The sequence below is a fragment of the Mycobacterium sp. IDUB_3 genome, from assembly GCF_055419585.1.
In genome coordinates this window covers 760,473-780,364 of the sequence record NZ_JBVAXZ010000002.1, presented here as the reverse complement: position 1 = coordinate 780,364, position 19,892 = coordinate 760,473, and the positions used below count along the sequence as shown (strand labels likewise).

Below are 19,892 nucleotides of genomic sequence, written 5' to 3'. Positions count from 1 at the left end.
TGACGGGCATGACAGGCCCCTTTTTGGGCAGCGAAGCCCTAGCCGTCGGCGCAGTGACTCCGCATGAGCTGCGCAAGCGGTATACGGCGCTGCACAAAGACGTGTACGTGGACAGAGACCTCGAGCTGACGGCGGTGTTGCGCGCGAAGGCCTGCTGGTTGCGATCACGCCGGCGCGGCATACTCGCCGGGTTTTCGGCCTCGGCGCTGCACGGCTCGAAGTGGATCGACCCAGCGCTGCCCGCCGCGATCATCGACACCAACCGGTGGCCTGCCGCGGGCGTGCATGTTTGGGAAGAGCGGATCGAGGCCGACGAGATCGCCGTCGTCGACAGCATGCGAGTCACCACACCCGCTCGAACCGCGCTCGATTTGGCCAGGCGATGCCAGCTGGGTGCCGCGGTCGCTGCGGTCGACGCACTCGTGCGGGCGACCGATCTGAAGATGGCCGACGTCGAGTTGTTGGTCGAGCGGTATCGCGGGCGCCGAGGCATAAAGGCCGCTCGCGCCGCCCTCGAGCTCGCCGACGGTGGAGCGCAGTCCCCCAAGGAGACCTGGCTGCGCCTGCTGTTGATTGCGGCCGGCGTTCCCGCTCCCCAGACACAGATTCCAGTCCGCAACGAATGGGGCTGGGCAGAAGCCTATTTGGACATGGGTTGGGAGGACATCAAAGTGGCCGTGGAGTACGGCGGCGATCAGCATCGATCGAGTCGCTATCAGTACGTCAAGGACATCCGCCGGCTGGAGATGATCGAACGTCACGGGTGGATCGTCGTCAGGGTCATCGCAGAGCATCACCGCGACGAGATCATCCGCCGTGTGCGCAAGGCCCGCGCTTCGCGAGCGTAAGCCCACTGTGGAAATTCGGGCCGAAATTCGCATTGTGCTTACGCTCGCGGCCAAAAAGGGGGAGGGGTTACGGGCGAGGGCGAACGGCCGAACGGGCGACGCCTACGTCGGCAGGCGCCGGTTGATCAGCAACGCCGCCAGCGCCGCCAGCGCCAGCACCAGCGCACCCAGCCGCACCCAGCCCACGCTGGCATCGCCCTTGATGGTCTCGTAGCCGATCTGCTCCTGCAGCGTCGCGTACACCGATTTCAATTCCTGCAATGACGCTGCGTTGTACGCGTTTCCACCCGAGAGCTGAGCGACCTTCTTCAGCGTCTCGTCGTCGACGGGCACCGGCTGGCGCTGGTCGTTGATCTCGACGAAGCCGTACGGGGTGCCGAACGAGATGGTTGAGATCGGCACGCCCTGGTCCTTGGCGGTGCGTGCGGCGGTGAACGCGCCCTTCGGGTTGTCCGGGTTGGTCGGCATCGTCTCCTTGCCGTCGGAGAACAGCACGATGCGCGCCGGCGGCGGTTTGTCGCCGCCACCGATCACCGCACCGACCGTCGCGATGGCCTGCAGGGCGGTGAAGATGCCCTCCCCGGTGGCGGTGCGGTCCGCGTACTGCAACTTGTCCAGCGCGGTCTTGGTCGATTCGCGGTTGGTCGTCGGCGACACCAACACCGTCGCGGTCCCCGCATAGGCGATCAGCCCGAGGTTGATGCCCGGGGTCAGCTCGTCGGCGAACTGCTTGGCGGCTTCCTGGGCAGCCGCCATCCGGGTGGGCTGCACGTCGGTGGCACGCATGGACTGCGAGACGTCGATGACCAGCATCACCACCGCGCGGTTGCGGGGAATCCGGACGTCGTTCGTCGGGCCCGCCATCGCGATGGTGAACAGCACCAGCGACGCGATGAGCAGGATCGCCGGCACGTGGCGCCAGGTCGAAGGCCGTTTGGGGGCAACGCTTTCCAGCAGCTCCATGTTGGCGAACCGCAGCATGCGCCGCTGCCGCGCCAACTGCATCAGGATGTAGAGCGCGGCCAGCCCGACGACGACGAGCAGGAATAGAAAGAACCACGAATGTTCAAAGCCCGACAACGACATTGGGCCGAGTAGCGGCAGTGTCACTGCCGCCCTGCCAATGCACCGCGCCGGCGGGATTCGACAAAGCGCACGATGTCGGCGATCCAGTCACGGTCGGTGCGCAGCGTCAGGATCGGGGCCCCGCAGCTGCGGATGGTGCGCGCCACGTCGGCCCGGTGCGCCGCGGCGGCCTTGGCGAAATCGTCCCGCAGCTGGGCGTCGATGGTGAATTCGCGGGTGACGCCGGACTCGGCGTCCTGCAGCACCACGTCGCCGATGTCGGGCAGCTCGACGTCGCGTGGATCCAGCACCTCGACGGCCAGCACCTCGTGCCGGGCGGCGACCGCGCGCAACGGGCGCATCCAGTTGATCGGTCCGAGGAAGTCGCTGATGATCACCGCCATGCCGCGGCGGCGTTCCGGGCGGCGCAGCGAGTCGATCGCCGTTGCCAGGTCGCCGCGCACCCCGACCGGTGCGCGGGGCGTGGTGGCGATGGTGCGCAGCAGCGTGTGCTCGTGCTGGCGCCCGGAGCGGGCGGGCACCCGGGTGATGGTGGCGCCGGTGGAGACGATCGCGCCCAGCCGGTTGCCGCCCCCGCTGTTGAGGAACGTGATGGCGGCCGCGGCCGCGACGGCCAGGTCGCGCTTCTCGCACACGGTGGTGCCGAAGTCCAGGCTGGCCGACATGTCGACCACCAGCCAGGTTTCCAGCTCGCGGTCGGCGATCATCTGCCGCACGTGCGGGTGGGTGGTGCGCGCGGTGACGGCCCAGTCCATCCGGCGGACGTCATCGCCGGGCTGGTACTCGCGCGACTCCCCCGGTTCCGAGCCCGGGCCCGGGATCAGGCCGAGGTGATCGCCGTGCAGCACACCGTCGAGCTTGCGTTTGACGGTGAGTTCGAGGGTGCGCAGCGCCGCCGAGAGCTTCGGGTCATCGATCTGCCCCCGTTGCATCGACGGGGGATGGACAGCCGACGGCCTGGTGGGTTCGGTCACCGACCGCTGGCCGCGCCGGCGGGTTGCATCACCGGGGGCACCGAATGACCTTGCTGCGGAACGGCATTCACCTGAGGTAGGGCCACCGTCTGCAGCACCCGGTTGATGACGATCTCCGGTGAGATCTCGTCGGCCAGCGCGTCGTAGGTCAGCACCAGCCGGTGGCGCAGCACGTCGGGAATGACGTCCACCACATCTTGCGGAATGACGTAGTCACGGCCGCGGACCAGGGCCAGCGACCGGGACGCGGCGATGATGCCCAGCGACGCGCGCGGGGAAGCCCCGAACGAGATCCACGTCTTGACGTCGTTCATGCCGAGCTGCTCGGGATGACGGGTGGCGGTCACCACGCGCACGACGTAGTCCACCAGTGCGTGGTGGACGAAGCCGTTGGCCGCGATGTCCTGCAGCCGCAGCAGGTCGCCGGTGTTGAGGATCTGCTTGGGCTCCGGCGGGCGCACGCCCATCCGGTAGATGATCTCCCGCTCCTCCTCCGGCGACGGGTAGCCGACGTTGATCTTGAACAGGAAGCGGTCGCGCTGGGCCTCGGGCAACGGGTACACACCCTCGTGCTCGATGGGGTTCTGCGTCGCCATCACCAGGAAGGGGTTGGGCAGCGGGAACCTCTTGCCGCCGATCGAGACCTGGCGTTCCTGCATGACCTCCAGCAGCGCCGACTGCACCTTGGCCGGCGCACGGTTGATCTCGTCGGCGAGTAGGAAATTGGCGACTACCGGGCCGAGCTCGGTGTCGAACTCTTCCTTGCCCTGCCGGTAGATGCGGGTACCGATGATGTCGGTGGGCACCAGGTCGGGGGTGAACTGGATGCGTGCGAACGTCCCGCCGACCACCTTGGCGAAGGTCTCGACGGCCAGCGTCTTGGCCACGCCGGGCACACCCTCGAGCAGCACGTGGCCCTTGGACAACAGGCCGACGAGCATGCGCTCCACGAGCTGGTCCTGGCCGACGATGATGCGCTTGACCTCGAAGATGGCCCGTTCGAGGGTCTGAACCTCGGCGGCAAGGCCGTTGCCGCCGCCTGCCGGCGCTTCGTGCGCCGGGCCGGATTGCCCACCCGGGCCCGCGTAACCGCTGGCGCCTGGCGGCGGCCCACCTGCTGCTGTCATCAAGAACCCTCCACGCTCAAACGGACACGACTGCCGGGCAGCGACGTGCCCGCGTCCAACTATTCCAGGCCCGTCGAATTCCGTCGACGGCGCGGGTTCGCTGGCCTGGATCAGTACTCGATGATCCTGGTCAGGAACGGCGTCATGCCGGGCTTACGAACCGGGCTGACCGTAACCTTGGCGGCGCTGCCTGACGCCTCGAGCATCTGGCCGTTGCCCAGGTACATGGTGACGTGTTGGCTGCCGCCCGGGCCGTAGAAGATCAGGTCGCCGCGCCGGGCCTGGTCCGGCGGGATGTGGCGCCCGGCGTTGTACTGGTCGCCGGAGAACCGCGGGATCAGCACGCCGACGCCGGCGAATCCGTACCGCATCAGGCCCGAGCAGTCGAAGCCGTTGATGTTGGCGCCGTCGCCGACGCCCTTGCTCGGGCCGTCCAACGAGCCACCGCCCCACGAATACGGCACCCCCATTTGGGAGCCCATCCGGCGAATCACGTACTCGATGGCCTGCCGGCCGTTTGCCCGCGGAATTTTGGCGCCGGGGTTGCTCGGGGTGGCCGCCGCGGCGGGAGGATCGCCACCGAGGTTGATCCCGAGCCCGCTCAAGAATTGCTTGCCCAGATCCATCGTGGTCTGGGTGGCCTGGGCGGTGGCCTGCAGCGAGGCGTTGGCGACGGCGAGCGGGTCGCCGGGCGCGCCGGCACTGATCTGGGCCGGCAGGGTGGGGTCCCACTGGCCCGGGTCGGCACCGGCCAGCGGAGCCGGGGCCGCCACAGAAAACATCAGCCCGGACACCACTGCGGTGATCCAGGCGAAGTTGATGAGACGAAACCGGTTGCGGCGCATGGCTGTCCGTTCAGTACTCACTCGATCACCACTCGATGTATCGGATCACGTAGGGCGTCATGCCGCTGGTGCGGACCGGGGCGACGCGGACCTTCAACCCGATGTCGGGAGCCTCGAGCATCTGACCGTCGCCGAGGTAGATCGTGACGTGCTGGCTGCCGCCCGGGCCGTAGAAGATGACGTCGCCGCGGCGCATCTGCGAGGACGGGATCTTGCGGCCCAGGTTGTACTGCGAGCCCGAGTAGTGCGGCAGCTTGATGCCCACCCCGGCAAACGAATACAGCACCAGACCCGAACAGTCGAAGCCGGTGATGCCGGCCCCGGAGTCGATGCCCTTACTCGGACCGGCCGCGTTGCCGCCGCCCCAGGAGTAGGGCACGCCGATCTGCGACATGCCGCGCCGGATCACGTATTCGGTGGCCTGCCGGCCGTACACCCGCGGAATGCGACCGCCGACGCCACCGGGCGCCGCGTTGGTGATGCCGGTGTCGTCGGGCTTGAGGATGCCCATCTGCTGCAGGAAGTTGCGGCCCAGACCGGCGGTGACCTGAGTCGAGGTGGCCGAGATGCCGAGCACCTGGTTGATCACCGCGATCGGGTCGCCCGGAACGTTGGCGCTCGGGATCATCGGCAACGTCGGGTCCCAGGCGCCATCCCACTGACGCCCCCCGGACGACGGCGCCGGCCCACCCGGCGATCCGGTCTCCCACCGGTCGCCCGATGCGGGCGCACCAGGCCCGCCGGCACCGGCGGACCACCGCCGCGCGGCCTCGCGCTTGGCCGCCTCGAGCTTGACCTGAGCCTGATCCCGTTCGGCGGCAAGGCGAATGATGTCTTCGCGCTGCTGGTCGAACTTCTGCTTGGAGTTGGTCAGCGCCGCCACTGCTGCGTCCTGGCTGGACTTGGCGTCGGCGGCGGCCTTGTCGGCATTCCGCTTGGCCAGCCGCGCCGCCGATTCCTTGTTCACCTGCTCGGTGCGGGCCTGCTGCAGCTTGGCCATCACGGTCTGCGAGCTCGCGGTCAAATTCTTGGCGGCGGCTTCGGTCGCGATGATGTCGTCGGGGCTGCTCGCCGTCAGGTAGCTGTTCGACGGGCCATTCATATAGGTGGCTGCGGCGAATGTATCGAAGCGGCGCTGCGCCCCGGCGATGGCGATGTTGGCGTCTTTGACCGCCTGTTGGCTGGCCTCCACATCGTGCTCGGCGGTGGCCGCGTTGTCCCGTGCCGTCTCGACGTCGACCAGGGCCTTGTTGACGCTTTCTTGTTCGGTCTGGATTTCGGCGCTCAGGTTCTGCAGCCGCTGGTTCGCCTTGGCGACGTTGGCGATGAGTGCGGCCAGGTTGTCGGCGGTGGGATCGGCCTCCGCGAGGCCCGGCGTCGCAATCAACAGCGCCAGGCTCAGAACGGACGGGACGACGGGCCGCACCAACCTTGCGGCCGGTCGCGCAGAAGACCCCCAGCGTGAGCGTCTCATTCGACTCAGGTCTCCTACGGCTCAACACGACGGGCGGCGCCAGCCACAGATTCCCCGAAAGGCGCCAAAGACAACACCAGCATCATTTGCACCGTACGTCACACAGGTGGGCGTGCAAACGCTCCACCGAAATCGCACTCTCTACGTGCGTTTAATGTGACCGAACGGTGACCTGCTCGGTTTGCCGCAGTCGGCCGTGAGGGTTCGTCGACGGAACCCGAAGAAGCGAATACCGGTGGTTACACGGCGGTATTGGTGTCGAGGGCGGAAGTTGCCGCGGTGTCGTCCTGCGTTGCTGAGCGCTTGCTACGCAACTGCAACAACCGGGTGCCGACGGCCGCCGCGAAGACGGCGATCAACAGGAAAATCGTCAGGCCGGTCCAGGGAAACTCGGGCGTGTCCAACTCATGCAGAAAATGCTGCGCGGAGACCACCGGATTGCCGGTCTTGGCGTTGTCCTCGCCGGCCTCGAGCGTGACGCGGGCGAACTGCGTGCTGTAGCTGCCGACATAGCTCGGGCTGAGCGTCAGCACCGTCGCGTCGTGATAGTCCGCACCAACCACCGTCGAGATGTCGCGCAACGGGGTGTCGTTCGGCGGGTTGTGGTCGAGCAGCACGATCTTCAGATTGATGCCGTCGGCGTGCGCCTGGTTGACCACATCGAGCAGTCCCGGCATCGCCGACGGCGGCGCACTGACTCCGGTGGCGGCGACCTGAGCCTTCACCATGGTCATGTCGACGTCCACCGGAATGTAGAGCGGCAGCGTCGAGTGCGAGAACGCGGTGTCTTGCGGTAGCGGTGCAACGAACGAATCGTGCACGGTCATCTGCGCCTCCTGCGGTAGTGCTAGAGGCACCGTACGCGACTTCAACGTCGGGGGTTTAAACCGCCGGCCGCGCCGACAAGACTGAAATCAGGAGTGCCGCCGTAATGCAGGACAAGCGTACTGTTAAAGTTGCATGATCGTTTCGACGACCCGCCGACGCCAGCCCGTCGCGGTGGGAGAACTAAAGACTCTGGAGTTGAAGTGACTGATTCTGTGAATTCGTTCGAAGCCCGCGACACCCTCGAGGTCGGCGACCAGAGTTACCAGATCTATCGTCTCGACGCCGTCCCCAACACAGAGAAGCTCCCCTACAGCCTCAAGGTGCTGGCCGAGAATCTGTTGCGCAACGAGGACGGCACCAACATCACCAAAGACCACATCGAGGCCATCGCGAACTGGGATCCCAAGGCGGAACCCAGCATTGAGATCCAATACACCCCCGCCCGCGTGGTGATGCAGGACTTCACCGGCGTCCCCTGCATCGTCGACCTGGCCACCATGCGCGAGGCCATCGGCGAACTCGGCGGCAAGGCGGACAAGGTCAACCCGCTCGCGCCGGCCGACCTGGTGATCGACCACTCGGTGATCGCCGACCTGTTCGGCACGCCCGACGCGTTCGAGCGCAACGTCGAGATCGAGTACCAGCGCAACGGCGAGCGCTATCAGTTCCTGCGCTGGGGCCAGGGAGCTTTCCAGGACTTCAAGGTGGTGCCCCCGGGCACCGGCATCGTGCACCAGGTCAACATCGAGTACCTGGCCAGCGTGGTCATGGAGCGCGACGGCGTGGCCTACCCGGACACCTGTGTGGGAACGGACTCGCACACCACGATGGTCAACGGCCTGGGCGTGCTGGGTTGGGGCGTCGGCGGCATCGAGGCCGAGGCCGCGATGCTGGGCCAGCCGGTGTCGATGCTGATCCCGCGCGTCGTCGGCTTCAAGCTGACCGGTGAGATCCAGGCCGGCGTCACCGCCACCGACGTCGTGCTGACCGTCACCGAGATGCTGCGCAAGCACGGTGTCGTCGGCAAGTTCGTCGAGTTCTACGGCAAGGGTGTTTCCGAAGTGCCGCTGGCCAACCGCGCCACACTGGGCAACATGAGCCCCGAATTCGGTTCCACCGCAGCCATTTTCCCCATCGACGAGGAGACCATCTCCTACCTCAAGTTCACCGGCCGCACCGACCGGCAACTGGCGCTGGTGGAGGCCTACGCCAAGGAGCAGGGGCTGTGGCACGACCCCGACCACGAGCCCGCGTTCTCGGAGTACCTCGAGCTCGACCTGTCCACGGTGGTGCCGTCGATCGCCGGCCCCAAGCGCCCGCAGGACCGAATCGCCTTGTCGGCCGCCAAGTCCACGTTCCGCGAGCAGATCTTCAGCTACGTCGACGGTGACACGGACGCCCAGCAGGGCTACTCCAAGCTGGACGAGTCGGTTGAAGAGACCTTCCCGGCCAGCGATCCCGGCGCGGTGTCGAACGGACATGCCGACGACGTCCCCGAGGTGCACTCGGCGGCCGCACACGCCAAGGGCCGCCCAAGCAACCCGGTGACCGTAAAGTCCGACGAGCGAGGCGAATTCGTGCTCGACCACGGCGCGGTGGTGATCGCCGCGGTCACGTCGTGCACCAACACCTCCAACCCCGAGGTGATGCTGGGCGCCGCGCTGCTGGCCCGCAACGCCGTCGAGAAGGGCCTGGCGTCCAAGCCGTGGGTGAAGACCACCATGGCGCCCGGCTCGCAGGTGGTCAACGACTACTACGACAAAGCCGGCCTGTGGCCGTATCTGGAGAAGCTCGGCTTCTACCTGGTCGGCTACGGCTGCACCACCTGCATCGGCAACTCCGGTCCGCTGCCCGACGAAGTCTCGAAGGCCATCAACGACAACGACCTGTCTGTGACCGCCGTGCTCTCGGGTAACCGGAACTTCGAGGGCCGCATCAACCCCGACGTCAAGATGAACTACCTGGCGTCGCCGCCGCTGGTGGTCGCCTACGCGCTGGCCGGCACCATGGACTTCGACTTCGAGTCGCAGCCGCTGGGCACCGATAAAGAAGGCAACGACGTCTTCCTGAAAGACATCTGGCCGTCGCAGCAGGATGTCTCCGACACGATCGCCTCGGCGATCAATCAGGAGATGTTCACCAAGAACTACGGCGACGTGTTCAAGGGCGACGAGCGGTGGCGCAACCTGCCCACCCCGAGCGGCAATACCTTTGAGTGGAACGCGGATTCGACCTACGTCCGCAAGCCCCCGTATTTCGACGGCATGCCGGCCGAGCCCGAGCCGGTCGCCGACATCACCGGCGCGCGAGTGCTGGCGTTGCTGGGCGACTCGGTGACCACCGACCACATCTCCCCCGCCAGCAGCATCAAGCCGGGCACCCCGGCGGCGCAGTACCTCGACGAGCACGGCGTGGAACGCAAGGATTACAACTCCTTCGGGTCGCGGCGCGGCAACCACGAGGTGATGATCCGAGGCACGTTCGCCAACATCCGGCTGCGCAACATGCTGCTCGACGACGTGTCCGGCGGCTACACCCGCGACTTCACCCAGGACGGCGGGCCGCAGGCGTTCATCTACGACGCGGCGCAAAACTATGCGGCACAAGACATTCCGCTGGTGGTGCTGGGCGGCAAGGAATACGGGTCAGGCTCGTCCCGCGACTGGGCCGCCAAGGGCACCCGGCTGCTGGGCGTGCGCGCGGTGATCGCCGAGTCTTTCGAGCGCATCCACCGCTCCAACCTGATCGGCATGGGGGTGATCCCGTTGCAGTTCCCCGACGGCAAGTCGGCAACCGACCTGGGTCTGGACGGCACCGAGGTGTTCGACATCACCGGGATCGAAGAGCTCAACAACGGCAAGACGCCAAAGACGGTGCACGTCAAGGCAAGCAAATCGGACGGCAAGGCTGCCGACAATGGCACAGTCGAGTTCGACGCGGTGGTGCGCATCGACACCCCCGGGGAGGCCGACTACTACCGCAACGGCGGCATCCTGCAGTACGTGCTGCGCAACATGCTCAAGTCGGGCTAACCCCAACCCGATCCAGATCACCCCATGCCAAAGGTCAGCGAGGACCATCTGGCGGCGCGCCGCCGCCAGATCCTCGACGGCGCCCGCCGTTGCTTTGCCGAATACGGCTACGAGAAAGCGACGGTGCGCCGGCTGGAGAAGGCGATCGGGATGTCGCGCGGCGCGATCTTCCACCACTTCCGGGACAAGGACGCGCTGTTTTTCGCCCTCGCTCACGAGGACGCCGAGCGGATGGCCGACGTGGCCTCCCGCGCCGGACTCATCCAGGTGATGCGCGACATGCTGGCCGCGCCGGACCAGTTCGACTGGCTGGCCACCAGATTGGAGATCGCCCGCAAGCTGCGCAACGATCCCGCGTTCAGCCAGGGATGGGCGGAACGTTCGGCCGAGCTGGCGGCGGCGACCACCGATCGGTTGCGTCGGCAGACGGAGGCACACCGGGTGCGCGACGATGTGCCCGGCGACGTACTGCAGTGCTATCTGGAGTTGGTGCTCGACGGCCTGGTGGCCAGGTCGGCGTCCGGCGAGGACCCGCAGCGCCTATCCGCGGTCCTGGATCTGGTGGAAAACTCGGTGCGCCGCAGTGATTCTGGGGACTCTGAGAAGCGATCGTAACGTCACTGCGAACAAGGGGACGAGATTTCGCAGTGACGCTACGCCCGCACGGTTTTGGCGGTCCGGTTGGGGCCGCCACGGCTGCGCATCGTGGTGCCCGACTCCCGTAGCAGGCTATGAACCGACCCATAGGACCTGCCGGTCTTCGCGACCAGGCTGCGGATGCTGGCGCCGCCTTCGTAGGCGTGGCGCAGCTCGTCCAACAACTGGTCGCGTGTCTTGGCCGACCTTTGCAGTGTTCTCTTCATGGCTCCTCCGGCGCGGGACACGATCGCAAGCACCCAGAGTAAGAAGCCGCTGGCGACCGCGGGCCGATTTCGCCAAATCGCCCGCGAAATCAGGCGAGCTCGATGAGATCCCGATATTCGTCTGACCAGAAGTCCTCGGTGCCGTCGGGCAACAGCACGACGCGCTGCGGGTCGAGCGCCTCGGCGGCTCCCGGGTCGTGCGTCACCAACACCACCGCGCCCTGGTAACTGCGCAGCGCGTCGAGCACCTGCTCGCGCGAGGCCGGGTCGAGGTTGTTCGTCGGCTCGTCGAGCAGCAGCACGTTGGCGGTGGAGGCCACTAAACCCGCCAGCGCGAGCCGGGTCTTCTCGCCGCCGGACAGCGTGCCCGCCGGCTGGTCGAGCTGGGGGCCGCTGAACATGAACGCGCCCAGCAGGCCGCGCAGGTCCTGCTCGCCCGAATCCGGTGCGGCGTGGCGGATGTTCTCCCACACGGTCGCATCGTTGTCGAGCGTGTCGTGCTCCTGGGCGAAGTAGCCGATCCGCAGCCCGTGCCCCGGCTCGAGTCCGCCAGTGTCGGGGGCTTCGGTGCCGGCCAGGATTCTCAGCAGGGTGGTCTTGCCGGCGCCGTTGAGGCCCAGCACCACCACCCGCGAGCCGCGGTCGATCGCCAGGTCGACACCGGTGAACACCTCCAGCGACCCGTAAGACTTGCTCAGCCCGCTGGCCACCAGCGGCGTGCGCCCGCACGCGGCCGGGTTGGGAAACTTGATGCGGGCCACCTTGTCAGCCACCCGCTCGTCGTCGAGCGCGGCCATCATCCGGTCGGCGCGACGCAACATGTTTTGCGCGGCAACGGCTTTGGTGGCCTTGGCGCCGAGCTTGGCGGCCTGTGAACGCAGCGCGGTGGCCTTGCGTTCGGCGTTCGCGCGTTCCCGGCGCCGGCGCTGCTCGTCGGTGGCCCGGGCGTCGAGGTATTTCTGCCACGTCATGTTGTAGACGTCGACCTCGCCGCGCACCGCGTCCAGGAACCACACCCGGTTGACGACGTCGGCGAGCAATTCGACGTTGTGGCTGATGATCACCAGTCCGCCGGTGTGCGCGCGCAGGAAATCGCGCAGCCAGCCGATGGAATCCGCGTCCAGGTGGTTGGTCGGCTCGTCGAGCAGCAGCGTGGTCGACGAGCCCGACATCCCCGCGCCGCCTTCCGACGCGGCGAACAGGATGCGGGCCAGCTCCACCCGGCGGCGCTGGCCGCCGGACAGGGTGCGCAGCTGCTGCGTCAGCACCCGTTCCGGCAGGCCGAGACTCGCGCAGATGCGGCTCGCTTCGCTCTCCGCGCCGTAGCCGCCCAGGGCGACGAAACGCTCCTCCAGCTGCCCGTACCGGCGGATCGCGCGGTCGCGGGCGTCGTCGTCGGCCACCTCGGCCATCAACGCCTGCTGCTTTTCCAGGTCGGTCAGCAACACGTCGAGCCCGCGGGCCGACAGGACCCGGTCGCGGGCCAGCACGTCGAGGTCACCCTCTTTGGGATCCTGTGGCAGATAACCGATTTCGCCGACGCGGTTGATTGCGCCCGCATAGGGCTCGGTCTCCCCCGCCAGGATGCGCAGCGTGGTGGTCTTACCGGCGCCGTTGCGGCCCACCAGGCCGATGCGGTCGCCGGGCTGCACGCGCAGGTCGGGACCGTCCGGGGAGAGCAGGATGCGCGCGCCAGCGCGGACCTCGAGGTCCGTGGCCGTGATCACGATCGCTCTCCTTGTTGAAAAGACGCCTATTTGTCGTCGGTGAACACCGGTGGTCGTCGTTCTGCGCGCGCGGCAACCGCTTCTTCGAAGTTGGCGGTGAGCAGGCGGACGAAAAGCTGTCCCAAGCCTTCGGCTTGCATGTGCCCTTCCAGGCTACCGGCGTCCAGTCCACTCCACAGCGTGCGCTTGGTCAACTCGATGCCCGGGCGCGAGAAGGCCGCCATCCGCGCGGCGATGGCGTAGCAGGTGTCCAGCAACTGCTCCTCGGGCACCTGGCAGGACACCAGCCCGATGCGCTCGGCCTCCTCCGCGGTGACGTCCCGACCGGTCAGCATGATCTCGAAGGCGCGGGACGAGCCGATGGCCCGCGGCAGCAGGTAAGACAGGCCCAGTTCGCTGGCGGTCAGCCCGTTGTTGATGCCGGCGGCGCGAAAGTACGCACTGGTCGAGGCCACCCGGATGTCGGCGGCCATGGCCAGGCACAAGCCGCCGCCGATCGCGGGGCCGTTGACCGCTGCGATCACCGGCTGGTGCAGCCGGCGCAGCGCCAGGATGACCTCGTCGAGGATCTCCATGGAGCGCAGCGCGTAGGTCGGGCGGGTCAGCCCCCCGACGTGGGGCACGGAGCCCGCGGACTTGTGATCGGCGCCGGAGGAGAAGCCTCGACCGGCCCCGGTCAGCACGACCACGCGCACCGAATTGTCGTAGGTGACCTTCTCCAGGGCCTCCTTGAGCGGAAGCATGACGTCGAACGCCATGGAGTTCATCCGCTCGGGCCGATTCAGCGTTATCAGCGCTACGCCGGGGCGCGGCTGGTCTACCAGTACCAAACTCACCCATGCAACCTAGCGCGTAGCTAACCGTGGTACTGCGGACAGCGCGGTGTGCGGCTTATTCGGCCTGCCCGGCCTCGGCGGCGTCGACGTCGAAGGCGCGGACTTGCTGCACCAGGTCCTCAAGGGCGGCCGGCGGCAGGGCACCGGGCTGGTTGAACAGCAGTTTCCCCTTCTTGAAGGCCATCAGCGTGGGAATTGACCGGATCTGGGCGGCCGCGGCCAGCTGTTGTTCGGCCTCGGTGTCGACTTTCGCGTGCACGATGTCGGGGTGTTTTTCCGCCGACGCCTGGAAAGTAGGACCGAACTGGCGGCATGGCCCGCACCAGGACGCCCAGAAGTCGACGAGAACGATGTCGTTGCCCTCGATGGTTTCGTTGAACTTCTCAGCGGTGAGATCAAGTGTTGTCACATGTGTTGGAACGCCCGGGGCTGAAGCGATGTTCCCCGTCGCGCGGGATTGCGCCGCCCGGCCCCGCGCTGGTTACGGTTGCGTACGTTTTCCCGCGTCCGACAGACTGTGCCTGACGATCCGCCGCCTCGAGGACCAGTGAGGGAATCGCGTTGGGCCACTACATCGCAAACGTGCGTGATATCGAGTTCAACCTTTTCGAAGTGCTCGATATCGGCGCCGTTTTGAGCACCGGCGGCTACAGCGACCTCGACGAGGACACGGTCAAAACGATATTGGCCGAAGCCGCTCGCCTCGCCGAGGGCCCCGTCGCCGAATCCTTCGCCTTCGCCGACCGCAATCCACCGGTATTCGACCCGGCCGAGCACAAGATCACGGTGCCCGACGAGTTGGCCAAGACGGTGGCGGCGCTCAAGGAGGCCGGCTGGTGGCGGCTGGGCATGGCCGAAGAGATCGGCGGCATGCCCGCCCCGCCGCCGCTGGCGTGGGCGGTCAACGAGATGCTCATCTGCGCCAACCCGTCGGCGAATTTCTTTTGCCTGGGCCCGTTCATGTCTCAGGCGTTGTTCGTCGAGGGCAACGAGCAGCAACGGCAATGGGCCGCGCAGGGCGTGGAGCGAGGCTGGGCGGCCACCATGGTGCTCACCGAGCCCGACGCGGGTTCCGACGTCGGCGCCGGCCGCGCCAAAGCCATCGAACAACCCGACGGCACCTGGCACATCGAGGGCGTGAAGCGTTTCATCTCCGGCGGCGACGTGGGCGATACCGCCGAGAACATCTTCCATCTGGTGCTGGCCCGCCCGGAGGGCGCCGGACCGGGCACCAAGGGACTGAGCCTGTTCTACGTGCCGAACTTCCTGTTCGACCCCGACACCTTCGAGCTCGGCCCCCGCAACGGCGTTTACGTCACCGGGGTGGAACACAAGATGGGCATCAAGTCCTCCCCCACGTGCGAATTGACTTTCGGCGCAACGGATGTGCCCGCCGTCGGCTACCTGGTCGGCGACGAGCACCGGGGTATCGCGCAGATGTTCACCGTGATCGAGCAGGCACGCATGACGATTGGCGTCAAAGCCGCCGGCACGCTGTCCACGGGGTACCTGAACGCGCTGGCCTTCGCCAAGGAACGGGTGCAGGGTGCAGACCTGACGCAGATGTCCGACAAGACCGCGCCGCGAGTCACGATCATCCACCATCCCGATGTCCGCCGCAGCCTGATGACCCAGAAGGCGTACGCGGAGGGCCTGCGCGCGCTCTACATGTATGCCGCCGCTCACCAGGATGGCGCTGTGGCCCAACGTGTTTCGGGCGCCGATCCCGAGATGGCGCACCGCATCGACGATCTGCTGCTACCGATCGTCAAGGGGGTCAGCTCGGAGCGGGCCTACGAGGTACTGACCGAGTCGCTGCAGACGCTGGGCGGTTCCGGCTTTTTGGCCGACTATCCACTCGAGCAGTACATCCGCGATTCCAAGATCGATTCGCTCTATGAGGGCACCACCGCCATCCAGGCGCTGGACTTCTTCTTCCGCAAGATCGTGCGCGACCGGGGTCAGGCCCTGCAGTTCTTGACGACTCAGATCACCGCCACCATCGACGATTGCGACGAGTCGCTCAAGCCGATCGCCCAGCTGGTGCAGACCGCGTACGACGATGTCACGGCCATGACGGGTGCGCTGACCGGCTACCTGATGTCCGCGACCCAACACGCAGAAGAGATCTACAAGGTGGGGCTGGGATCGGTGCGCTATCTGCTCGCGGTCGGCGATCTGCTGATCGGCTGGCGGCTGCTGGTGCAGGCCCAGATCGCGACCCGTGCGCTGGCCGATGGGGCCGGGAACGACGAAGCGTTTTACCGGGGCAAAGTCGCGACCGCGGGGTTCTTCGCCAAGAACATGCTGCCGAAGCTCACCTCGCTGCGCGGCGTCATCGGGGCCGTCGACGACGAGATCATGAAGGTGGCCGAAGAGGCGTTCTGAGCGCGCCAGATACACAGGTTAGGCACAGTTTAAACGGGTAAACCATGACGTTGGCTCTAACCGACGAATGGAGAAACGTTGATGTCTGCCAGCTGTCAAGTGCCCCGGCTCACTCGCTTCGCGGTCTTCGCCGTCGCAGGAGCCACCGCATTGTCCCTGTCCGCCTGCGGCTCTTCGAACAACACCAGTTCCACGTCAACTTCCACCTCAACGTCGACGTCCACCATCACGTCGACGAAAACGTCGCCCGCCCCTAACGCCGAAGCGCGGGTCAGTGGTCTGATCGCCTCGGTGGCCGGCAACTCCATCCAGGTCACCAAGGAAGACAACGCGACCGCCTCGGTCAACTTCACCTCCACCACCAAGATCACCGAAGCCGTTCCGGCCGGGCTTCCGGACGTCACCCCGGGCAGCTGTGTCAGCGTGAAGCCGGCGGAGGGATCGACGCCGGCACCCGGCCAGGCGGTCACGGCCGCGTCGGTGAAGATCAGCGAGTCCGTGAACGGCGCCTGCCCCAAGCCCCCGCAGTCCGCGCCGGGCGCGTCGACCACCACGCCGCCGTCCCTTCCGCCGTCGCAGGCGCCCGCGAAGCCGGCCTGGGTCCGCGGCTCGGTGGCGTCGGTGTCTGGTAACACCATCAACTTGACCAACACCGATCCCAGCGGCAACACGACGCAAACGACCGTGACGGTCGATGACAAGACCAAATACAGCAAGCAGTCGTCCGCGAACACCGACGCGATCACGCCGGGTAAATGCCTGTCCGCGCGCGGAACCCAGGACAACGGCGGCGCGCTGCAAGCGACGAGCATCAAGTTGCGGCAGGCCGTCGATGGCAAATGCGGCAAGCCCAAGTAGCCCGGCCAGGGCGGCTGACCCCGGCTCGGGCTGACTGAGATTGTCGTCACTCCTGCCGGCGCGGCGTGAGAACCGCGCCCGGCGGGGGTAATTGCTTAGGGCGGCGAAACGTTTGATCGGAGATGAGTTCTGTGCCTGCCCTATCGTTGAAGACCCGGCGGACACAGATCGCGCTCGGCGTCATTGTTGCCTTCGTCGCGCTGTGCATCGTCATGTGTGGCTCCTCACACGACGCGTCGACCAGCAGCGCCCCGCCGGCCGCCACGGCGGTCCCGCCGAGCGCCGCCCCCAGCGCCGCGCCGCCGCCAGGGCCCCCGCCACCCCCGCCACCTCCGGTCGGCAAGGACTACGTCGAGGGCATGGTGCAGTCGAATTCGAATGGCACGGTCGCGCTTCGGACGCGATCCGGCTCGGCGACCGTCGACTACACACCGCAGACCAGGGTCGTCGACGTCACCCCGGCGAAGCTGACCGATGTGATGCCCGGCAGTTGCGTGAACGTCAAAGCCACCCCGCAGAGCGCGCCGCCCCCCGGTGCCATCACCGCGCAGGCGGTGACGGTCACCCAATCCGCGGACGGCAAATGCCCGCCGCCCGCCGGCTTCTACGGCACCGTGGCGTCGGTATCGGGCAACACGATCGCCGTCAACGGTCTGGGCCCGGGCGGGCCGGGCGCCACTACCAACGTGACCGTCGCCGACTCGACCTCATACCAGCGGCAGACGCCGTCGGACACCGAGGCGATCACGAACGGTAAATGCATTGGGGCCCAAGGAATTCAAGACGGTGGCGCCCTGCACGCGACGATGATCAGTGTGGAGACGTGCCCACCCATGGGACGCCCGCACCCCCACCTGCACCTGCCTCACCTTCCGCACATCCACCTCTAGGGACGGGCAACGGCAGTGCAGGCAGAATCCTGCCTCAGACGGTGAAGCCGAGGGCGCGCAGCTGCTCGCGGCCTTCCTCGGTGATCTTGTCCGGACCCCACGGCGGGTTCCACACCCAGTTGATCCGCAGGTCGTCCACCAGGCCCGCGCCCACCAACGCGCTGCGTGACTGGTCTTCGATCACATCGGTCAGCGGGCAGGCCGCCGACGTCAGCGTCATGTCGATCAGCGCGACCGTGCCCCCCTCGCCGTCCTCGACGTTCAGCCCGTAAACGAGCCCCAGATCGACGACGTTGATGCCGAGTTCGGGGTCGACGACGTCACGCATCGCCTCCTCGAGGTCGGCAAGGAATTCCTCACCCTGCGCGGTGGTTTCGCTCATCTGTGACCTCCTCGAAGTCTGCTTCCTGGTCCGAACAAGCTTTGGCCAAAGCATCTTTGAACGCCATCCAGCCCAATAGTGCGCATTTCACCCGCGCCGGGTATTTGGCCACCCCGGCGAACGCGATCCCGTCGCCCAGCACGTCCTCGTCGCCCTCGATGGTGCCGCGCGAGGACACCATCTCGGTGAACGCGGTGATGGTCTTGAGCGCCTCGCCGACGCTTTGACCGATCACCTGTTGGGTGAGCACCGAGGTCGCGGCCTGGCTGATGGAGCAGCCCTGCCCGTCGTAGGACACGTCGGCGACCGTCTCGCCGTCCTCGGACAGCGCCACCCTCAGGGTGACCTCGTCACCGCAGACGGGGTTGACGTGAAACACCTCGGCGCCGAACGGCTCCCGCAGCCCGCGATGCTGCGGGTGCTTGTAGTGATCCAGGATCACGTCCTGATACATCTGCTCGAGACGCAATGTCAGCCTCTCCCGAAGAAATCCAGAGTGCGGCGCACACCGGCCACCAAACGCTCGACCTCCTCGGCGGTGTTGTACACCCCGAAGGACGCCCGGGCGGTGGCCGCGAGGCCGAACCGGCGATGCAGCGGCATGGCGCAGTGGTGTCCCACCCGCACCGCGACGCCCTCATCGTCGAGCACCTGCCCTACGTCGTGGGCGTGCACGCCGTCGACGACGAAAGACACCGGCGAGGCGCGGTTCTCCATGGACAGCGGCCCGACGATGCGCACGGCGTCGATGCCGGACAGGCCGTCGATGGCCGCGGCGACCAGCTGGCGCTCGTGGGCCTGCACGGCCTCCATACCCAGGGCGCCGAGATAGCGCGTGGCCGCGCCCAACCCGACCACCTGCGAGGTCATCGGAGTGCCGGCCTCGAACCGCTGCGGCACTGCCGCATAGGTGGACCCTTCCATGGTCACGGCCTCGATCATCGAGCCACCGGTCAAGAACGGCGGCAGCGACGACAGCACCTCTTGCCGGCCGTACAGGACGCCGATGCCGTTGGGGCCCAACATCTTATGTCCAGAAAACGCGGCGAAGTCCACATCGAGGGCGTGGAAGTCGACGGGCTGGTGCGGCACCGACTGACAGGCGTCGAGCACGGTGAGCGCGCCCACTGCCCGGGCGCGGCTGACCAGCTCGGCCACCGGGGCCACAGCGCCGGTGACGTTCGAATGATGGGTGAAGGCAACGACTTTGACGCGTTCGTCGAGCTGCAGCGAGTCGAGGTCGATGCGCCCGTCGTCCGTCACGCCATACCAGCGCAGCGTCGCCCCGGTGCGCCGGGCGAGTTCCTGCCACGGAACCAGATTGGCGTGGTGCTCGAGCTCGGTGGTGACGATGATGTCGCCGGGGCCGACCGCACGGCCGAAACGCTGGTCCCCCAGCACATATGACATCAGGTTGAGCGCCTCGGTGGCGTTCTTGGTGAACACCAGCTCGTGCGCGTCGGCGCCCACGAACGCCGCGATGTCGGCGCGCCCCTGCTCGTAGGCGTCGGTGGCCTCCTCCATCAGCTGGTGCGCACCCCGGTGCACGGCGCCGTTGGAGGTCAGCAGAAACTCCCGCTCGGCGTCGAGCACCTGCAGCGGCCGCTGCGACGTCGCACCGGAATCCAGGTACACCAACGGATTTCCGCTGCGCATGACGCGCTTGAGGATGGGGAAATCGGCGCGGATGGCCGCGACATCCAGGGGTGAGACCGCCGCCGAAGGTGTAGCCAT

19 protein-coding genes are annotated in these 19,892 nt (G+C 67.0%); 6 read left to right on the top strand and 13 right to left on the bottom strand.

The features are described 5' to 3' along the window. The first annotated feature begins 8 nt into the window (after nucleotides 1–8). The gene (locus ACZYVJ_RS24730) at nucleotides 9–848 is read left to right on the top strand and encodes a hypothetical protein (RefSeq protein WP_463833875.1); all 840 of its coding nucleotides are present in this window, start codon (nucleotides 9–11) and stop codon (nucleotides 846–848) included. A 102-nt stretch (nucleotides 849–950) separates the two neighbouring features. On the opposite strand, the gene ACZYVJ_RS24725 is transcribed toward ACZYVJ_RS24730, so the two are convergent. The 6 genes from ACZYVJ_RS24725 to ACZYVJ_RS24700 form a co-directional block, all read right to left on the bottom strand. Further along, nucleotides 951–1,958: a VWA domain-containing protein gene (locus ACZYVJ_RS24725; protein WP_463833755.1), complete on the bottom strand. Its 1,008-nt coding sequence runs from the start codon at nucleotides 1,956–1,958 to the stop codon at nucleotides 951–953. Beyond that, nucleotides 1,955–2,866: a DUF58 domain-containing protein gene (locus tag ACZYVJ_RS24720; RefSeq protein WP_463833754.1), complete on the bottom strand. Its 912-nt coding sequence runs from the start codon at nucleotides 2,864–2,866 to the stop codon at nucleotides 1,955–1,957. Before ACZYVJ_RS24720 ends, ACZYVJ_RS24725 begins: the two co-directional genes overlap by 4 nt. A gap of 38 nt (nucleotides 2,867–2,904) precedes the next feature. Further along, nucleotides 2,905–4,035, bottom strand: coding sequence for a chaperone MoxR1 (gene moxR1 / locus ACZYVJ_RS24715; protein ID WP_463833753.1), 1,131 nt, complete (start codon nucleotides 4,033–4,035; stop codon nucleotides 2,905–2,907). 110 nt (nucleotides 4,036–4,145) lie between these two features. Next, nucleotides 4,146–4,880 carry an NlpC/P60 family peptidoglycan endopeptidase RipB gene (gene ripB / locus ACZYVJ_RS24710; RefSeq protein ID WP_463833874.1) on the bottom strand — a complete coding sequence of 245 codons (735 nt, stop codon included), beginning with the start codon at nucleotides 4,878–4,880 and terminating at the stop codon, nucleotides 4,146–4,148. Nucleotides 4,881–4,905: 25 nt separating this feature from the next. Further along, nucleotides 4,906–6,354: an NlpC/P60 family peptidoglycan endopeptidase RipA gene (ripA, locus tag ACZYVJ_RS24705; RefSeq protein WP_463833752.1), complete on the bottom strand. Its 1,449-nt coding sequence runs from the start codon at nucleotides 6,352–6,354 to the stop codon at nucleotides 4,906–4,908. 239 nt (nucleotides 6,355–6,593) lie between these two features. Continuing rightward, complete coding sequence (locus ACZYVJ_RS24700; RefSeq protein WP_463833751.1) at nucleotides 6,594–7,181, bottom strand: Rv1476 family membrane protein; 588 nt, start codon at nucleotides 7,179–7,181, stop codon at nucleotides 6,594–6,596. Nucleotides 7,182–7,382: 201 nt separating this feature from the next. Between ACZYVJ_RS24700 and ACZYVJ_RS24695 the strand changes: the two genes are divergently transcribed. Together ACZYVJ_RS24695 and ACZYVJ_RS24690 are read left to right on the top strand one after the other, a co-directional pair. Beyond that, nucleotides 7,383–10,214 (top strand): aconitate hydratase, encoded by a 2,832-nt coding sequence (locus ACZYVJ_RS24695; protein WP_463833750.1) that lies wholly within the window; start codon nucleotides 7,383–7,385, stop codon nucleotides 10,212–10,214. A 24-nt stretch (nucleotides 10,215–10,238) separates the two neighbouring features. Continuing rightward, nucleotides 10,239–10,829, top strand: coding sequence for a TetR/AcrR family transcriptional regulator (locus ACZYVJ_RS24690; RefSeq protein WP_463833749.1), 591 nt, complete (start codon nucleotides 10,239–10,241; stop codon nucleotides 10,827–10,829). Between the two features lie 38 nt (nucleotides 10,830–10,867). Here the strand turns inward: ACZYVJ_RS24690 and ACZYVJ_RS24685 are convergent, their stop codons facing one another. The 4 genes from ACZYVJ_RS24685 to trxA form a co-directional block, all read right to left on the bottom strand. Further along, nucleotides 10,868–11,065 (bottom strand): helix-turn-helix domain-containing protein, encoded by a 198-nt coding sequence (locus tag ACZYVJ_RS24685; RefSeq protein ID WP_463833872.1) that lies wholly within the window; start codon nucleotides 11,063–11,065, stop codon nucleotides 10,868–10,870. Between the two features lie 101 nt (nucleotides 11,066–11,166). Next, nucleotides 11,167–12,804, bottom strand: a complete 1,638-nt coding sequence (locus tag ACZYVJ_RS24680; RefSeq protein ID WP_463833748.1) for an ABC-F family ATP-binding cassette domain-containing protein — start codon at nucleotides 12,802–12,804, stop codon at nucleotides 11,167–11,169. 26 nt (nucleotides 12,805–12,830) lie between these two features. Beyond that, complete coding sequence (locus ACZYVJ_RS24675) at nucleotides 12,831–13,640, bottom strand: enoyl-CoA hydratase (protein WP_463833747.1); 810 nt, start codon at nucleotides 13,638–13,640, stop codon at nucleotides 12,831–12,833. A gap of 55 nt (nucleotides 13,641–13,695) precedes the next feature. After that, nucleotides 13,696–14,049, bottom strand: coding sequence for a thioredoxin (trxA, locus tag ACZYVJ_RS24670; RefSeq protein ID WP_044485223.1), 354 nt, complete (start codon nucleotides 14,047–14,049; stop codon nucleotides 13,696–13,698). Between the two features lie 152 nt (nucleotides 14,050–14,201). Between trxA and ACZYVJ_RS24665 the strand changes: the two genes are divergently transcribed. The 3 genes from ACZYVJ_RS24665 (at nucleotide 14,202) to ACZYVJ_RS24655 (ending at nucleotide 17,776) form a co-directional block, all read left to right on the top strand. Then, nucleotides 14,202–16,028 carry an acyl-CoA dehydrogenase gene (locus ACZYVJ_RS24665; RefSeq protein ID WP_463833746.1) on the top strand — a complete coding sequence of 609 codons (1,827 nt, stop codon included), beginning with the start codon at nucleotides 14,202–14,204 and terminating at the stop codon, nucleotides 16,026–16,028. 81 nt (nucleotides 16,029–16,109) lie between these two features. Then, nucleotides 16,110–16,886, top strand: coding sequence for a DUF5666 domain-containing protein (locus ACZYVJ_RS24660; RefSeq protein WP_463833745.1), 777 nt, complete (start codon nucleotides 16,110–16,112; stop codon nucleotides 16,884–16,886). Between the two features lie 146 nt (nucleotides 16,887–17,032). Further along, on the top strand, nucleotides 17,033–17,776 hold the full coding sequence (locus tag ACZYVJ_RS24655; protein WP_463833871.1) for a DUF5666 domain-containing protein: 744 nt from the start codon (nucleotides 17,033–17,035) through the stop codon (nucleotides 17,774–17,776). A gap of 34 nt (nucleotides 17,777–17,810) precedes the next feature. Here ACZYVJ_RS24655 and ACZYVJ_RS24650 read toward each other — a convergent pair whose 3' ends face one another. From ACZYVJ_RS24650 to ACZYVJ_RS24640, 3 genes are read right to left on the bottom strand one after another with little or no spacing between them, the layout of a single operon-like run. Next, nucleotides 17,811–18,158: a metal-sulfur cluster assembly factor gene (locus ACZYVJ_RS24650; RefSeq protein WP_463833744.1), complete on the bottom strand. Its 348-nt coding sequence runs from the start codon at nucleotides 18,156–18,158 to the stop codon at nucleotides 17,811–17,813. Continuing rightward, on the bottom strand, nucleotides 18,133–18,633 hold the full coding sequence (gene sufU, locus ACZYVJ_RS24645; protein WP_075233623.1) for a Fe-S cluster assembly sulfur transfer protein SufU: 501 nt from the start codon (nucleotides 18,631–18,633) through the stop codon (nucleotides 18,133–18,135). Before sufU ends, ACZYVJ_RS24650 begins: the two co-directional genes overlap by 26 nt. Beyond that, nucleotides 18,630–19,892 (bottom strand): cysteine desulfurase, encoded by a 1,263-nt coding sequence (locus ACZYVJ_RS24640; protein WP_463833743.1) that lies wholly within the window; start codon nucleotides 19,890–19,892, stop codon nucleotides 18,630–18,632. The genes sufU and ACZYVJ_RS24640 overlap by 4 nt, the downstream gene beginning before the upstream one ends.

Coding starts and splice junctions, on each gene's coding strand:
- ACZYVJ_RS24700 (WP_463833751.1), bottom strand. CDS start 7,181: ATGACCGTGCACGATTCGTTCGTTGCACCGCTACCGCAAGACACCGCG.
- moxR1 (WP_463833753.1), bottom strand. CDS start 4,035: ATGACAGCAGCAGGTGGGCCGCCGCCAGGCGCCAGCGGTTACGCGGGC.
- ACZYVJ_RS24650 (WP_463833744.1), bottom strand. CDS start 18,158: ATGAGCGAAACCACCGCGCAGGGTGAGGAATTCCTTGCCGACCTCGAG.
- ACZYVJ_RS24640 (WP_463833743.1), bottom strand. CDS start 19,892: ATGGCTACACCTTCGGCGGCGGTCTCACCCCTGGATGTCGCGGCCATC.
- ACZYVJ_RS24660 (WP_463833745.1), top strand. CDS start 16,110: ATGTCTGCCAGCTGTCAAGTGCCCCGGCTCACTCGCTTCGCGGTCTTC.
- ACZYVJ_RS24720 (WP_463833754.1), bottom strand. CDS start 2,866: ATGCAACGGGGGCAGATCGATGACCCGAAGCTCTCGGCGGCGCTGCGC.
- ripB (WP_463833874.1), bottom strand. CDS start 4,880: ATGCGCCGCAACCGGTTTCGTCTCATCAACTTCGCCTGGATCACCGCA.
- ACZYVJ_RS24690 (WP_463833749.1), top strand. CDS start 10,239: ATGCCAAAGGTCAGCGAGGACCATCTGGCGGCGCGCCGCCGCCAGATC.
- ACZYVJ_RS24730 (WP_463833875.1), top strand. CDS start 9: ATGACAGGCCCCTTTTTGGGCAGCGAAGCCCTAGCCGTCGGCGCAGTG.
- ripA (WP_463833752.1), bottom strand. CDS start 6,354: ATGAGACGCTCACGCTGGGGGTCTTCTGCGCGACCGGCCGCAAGGTTG.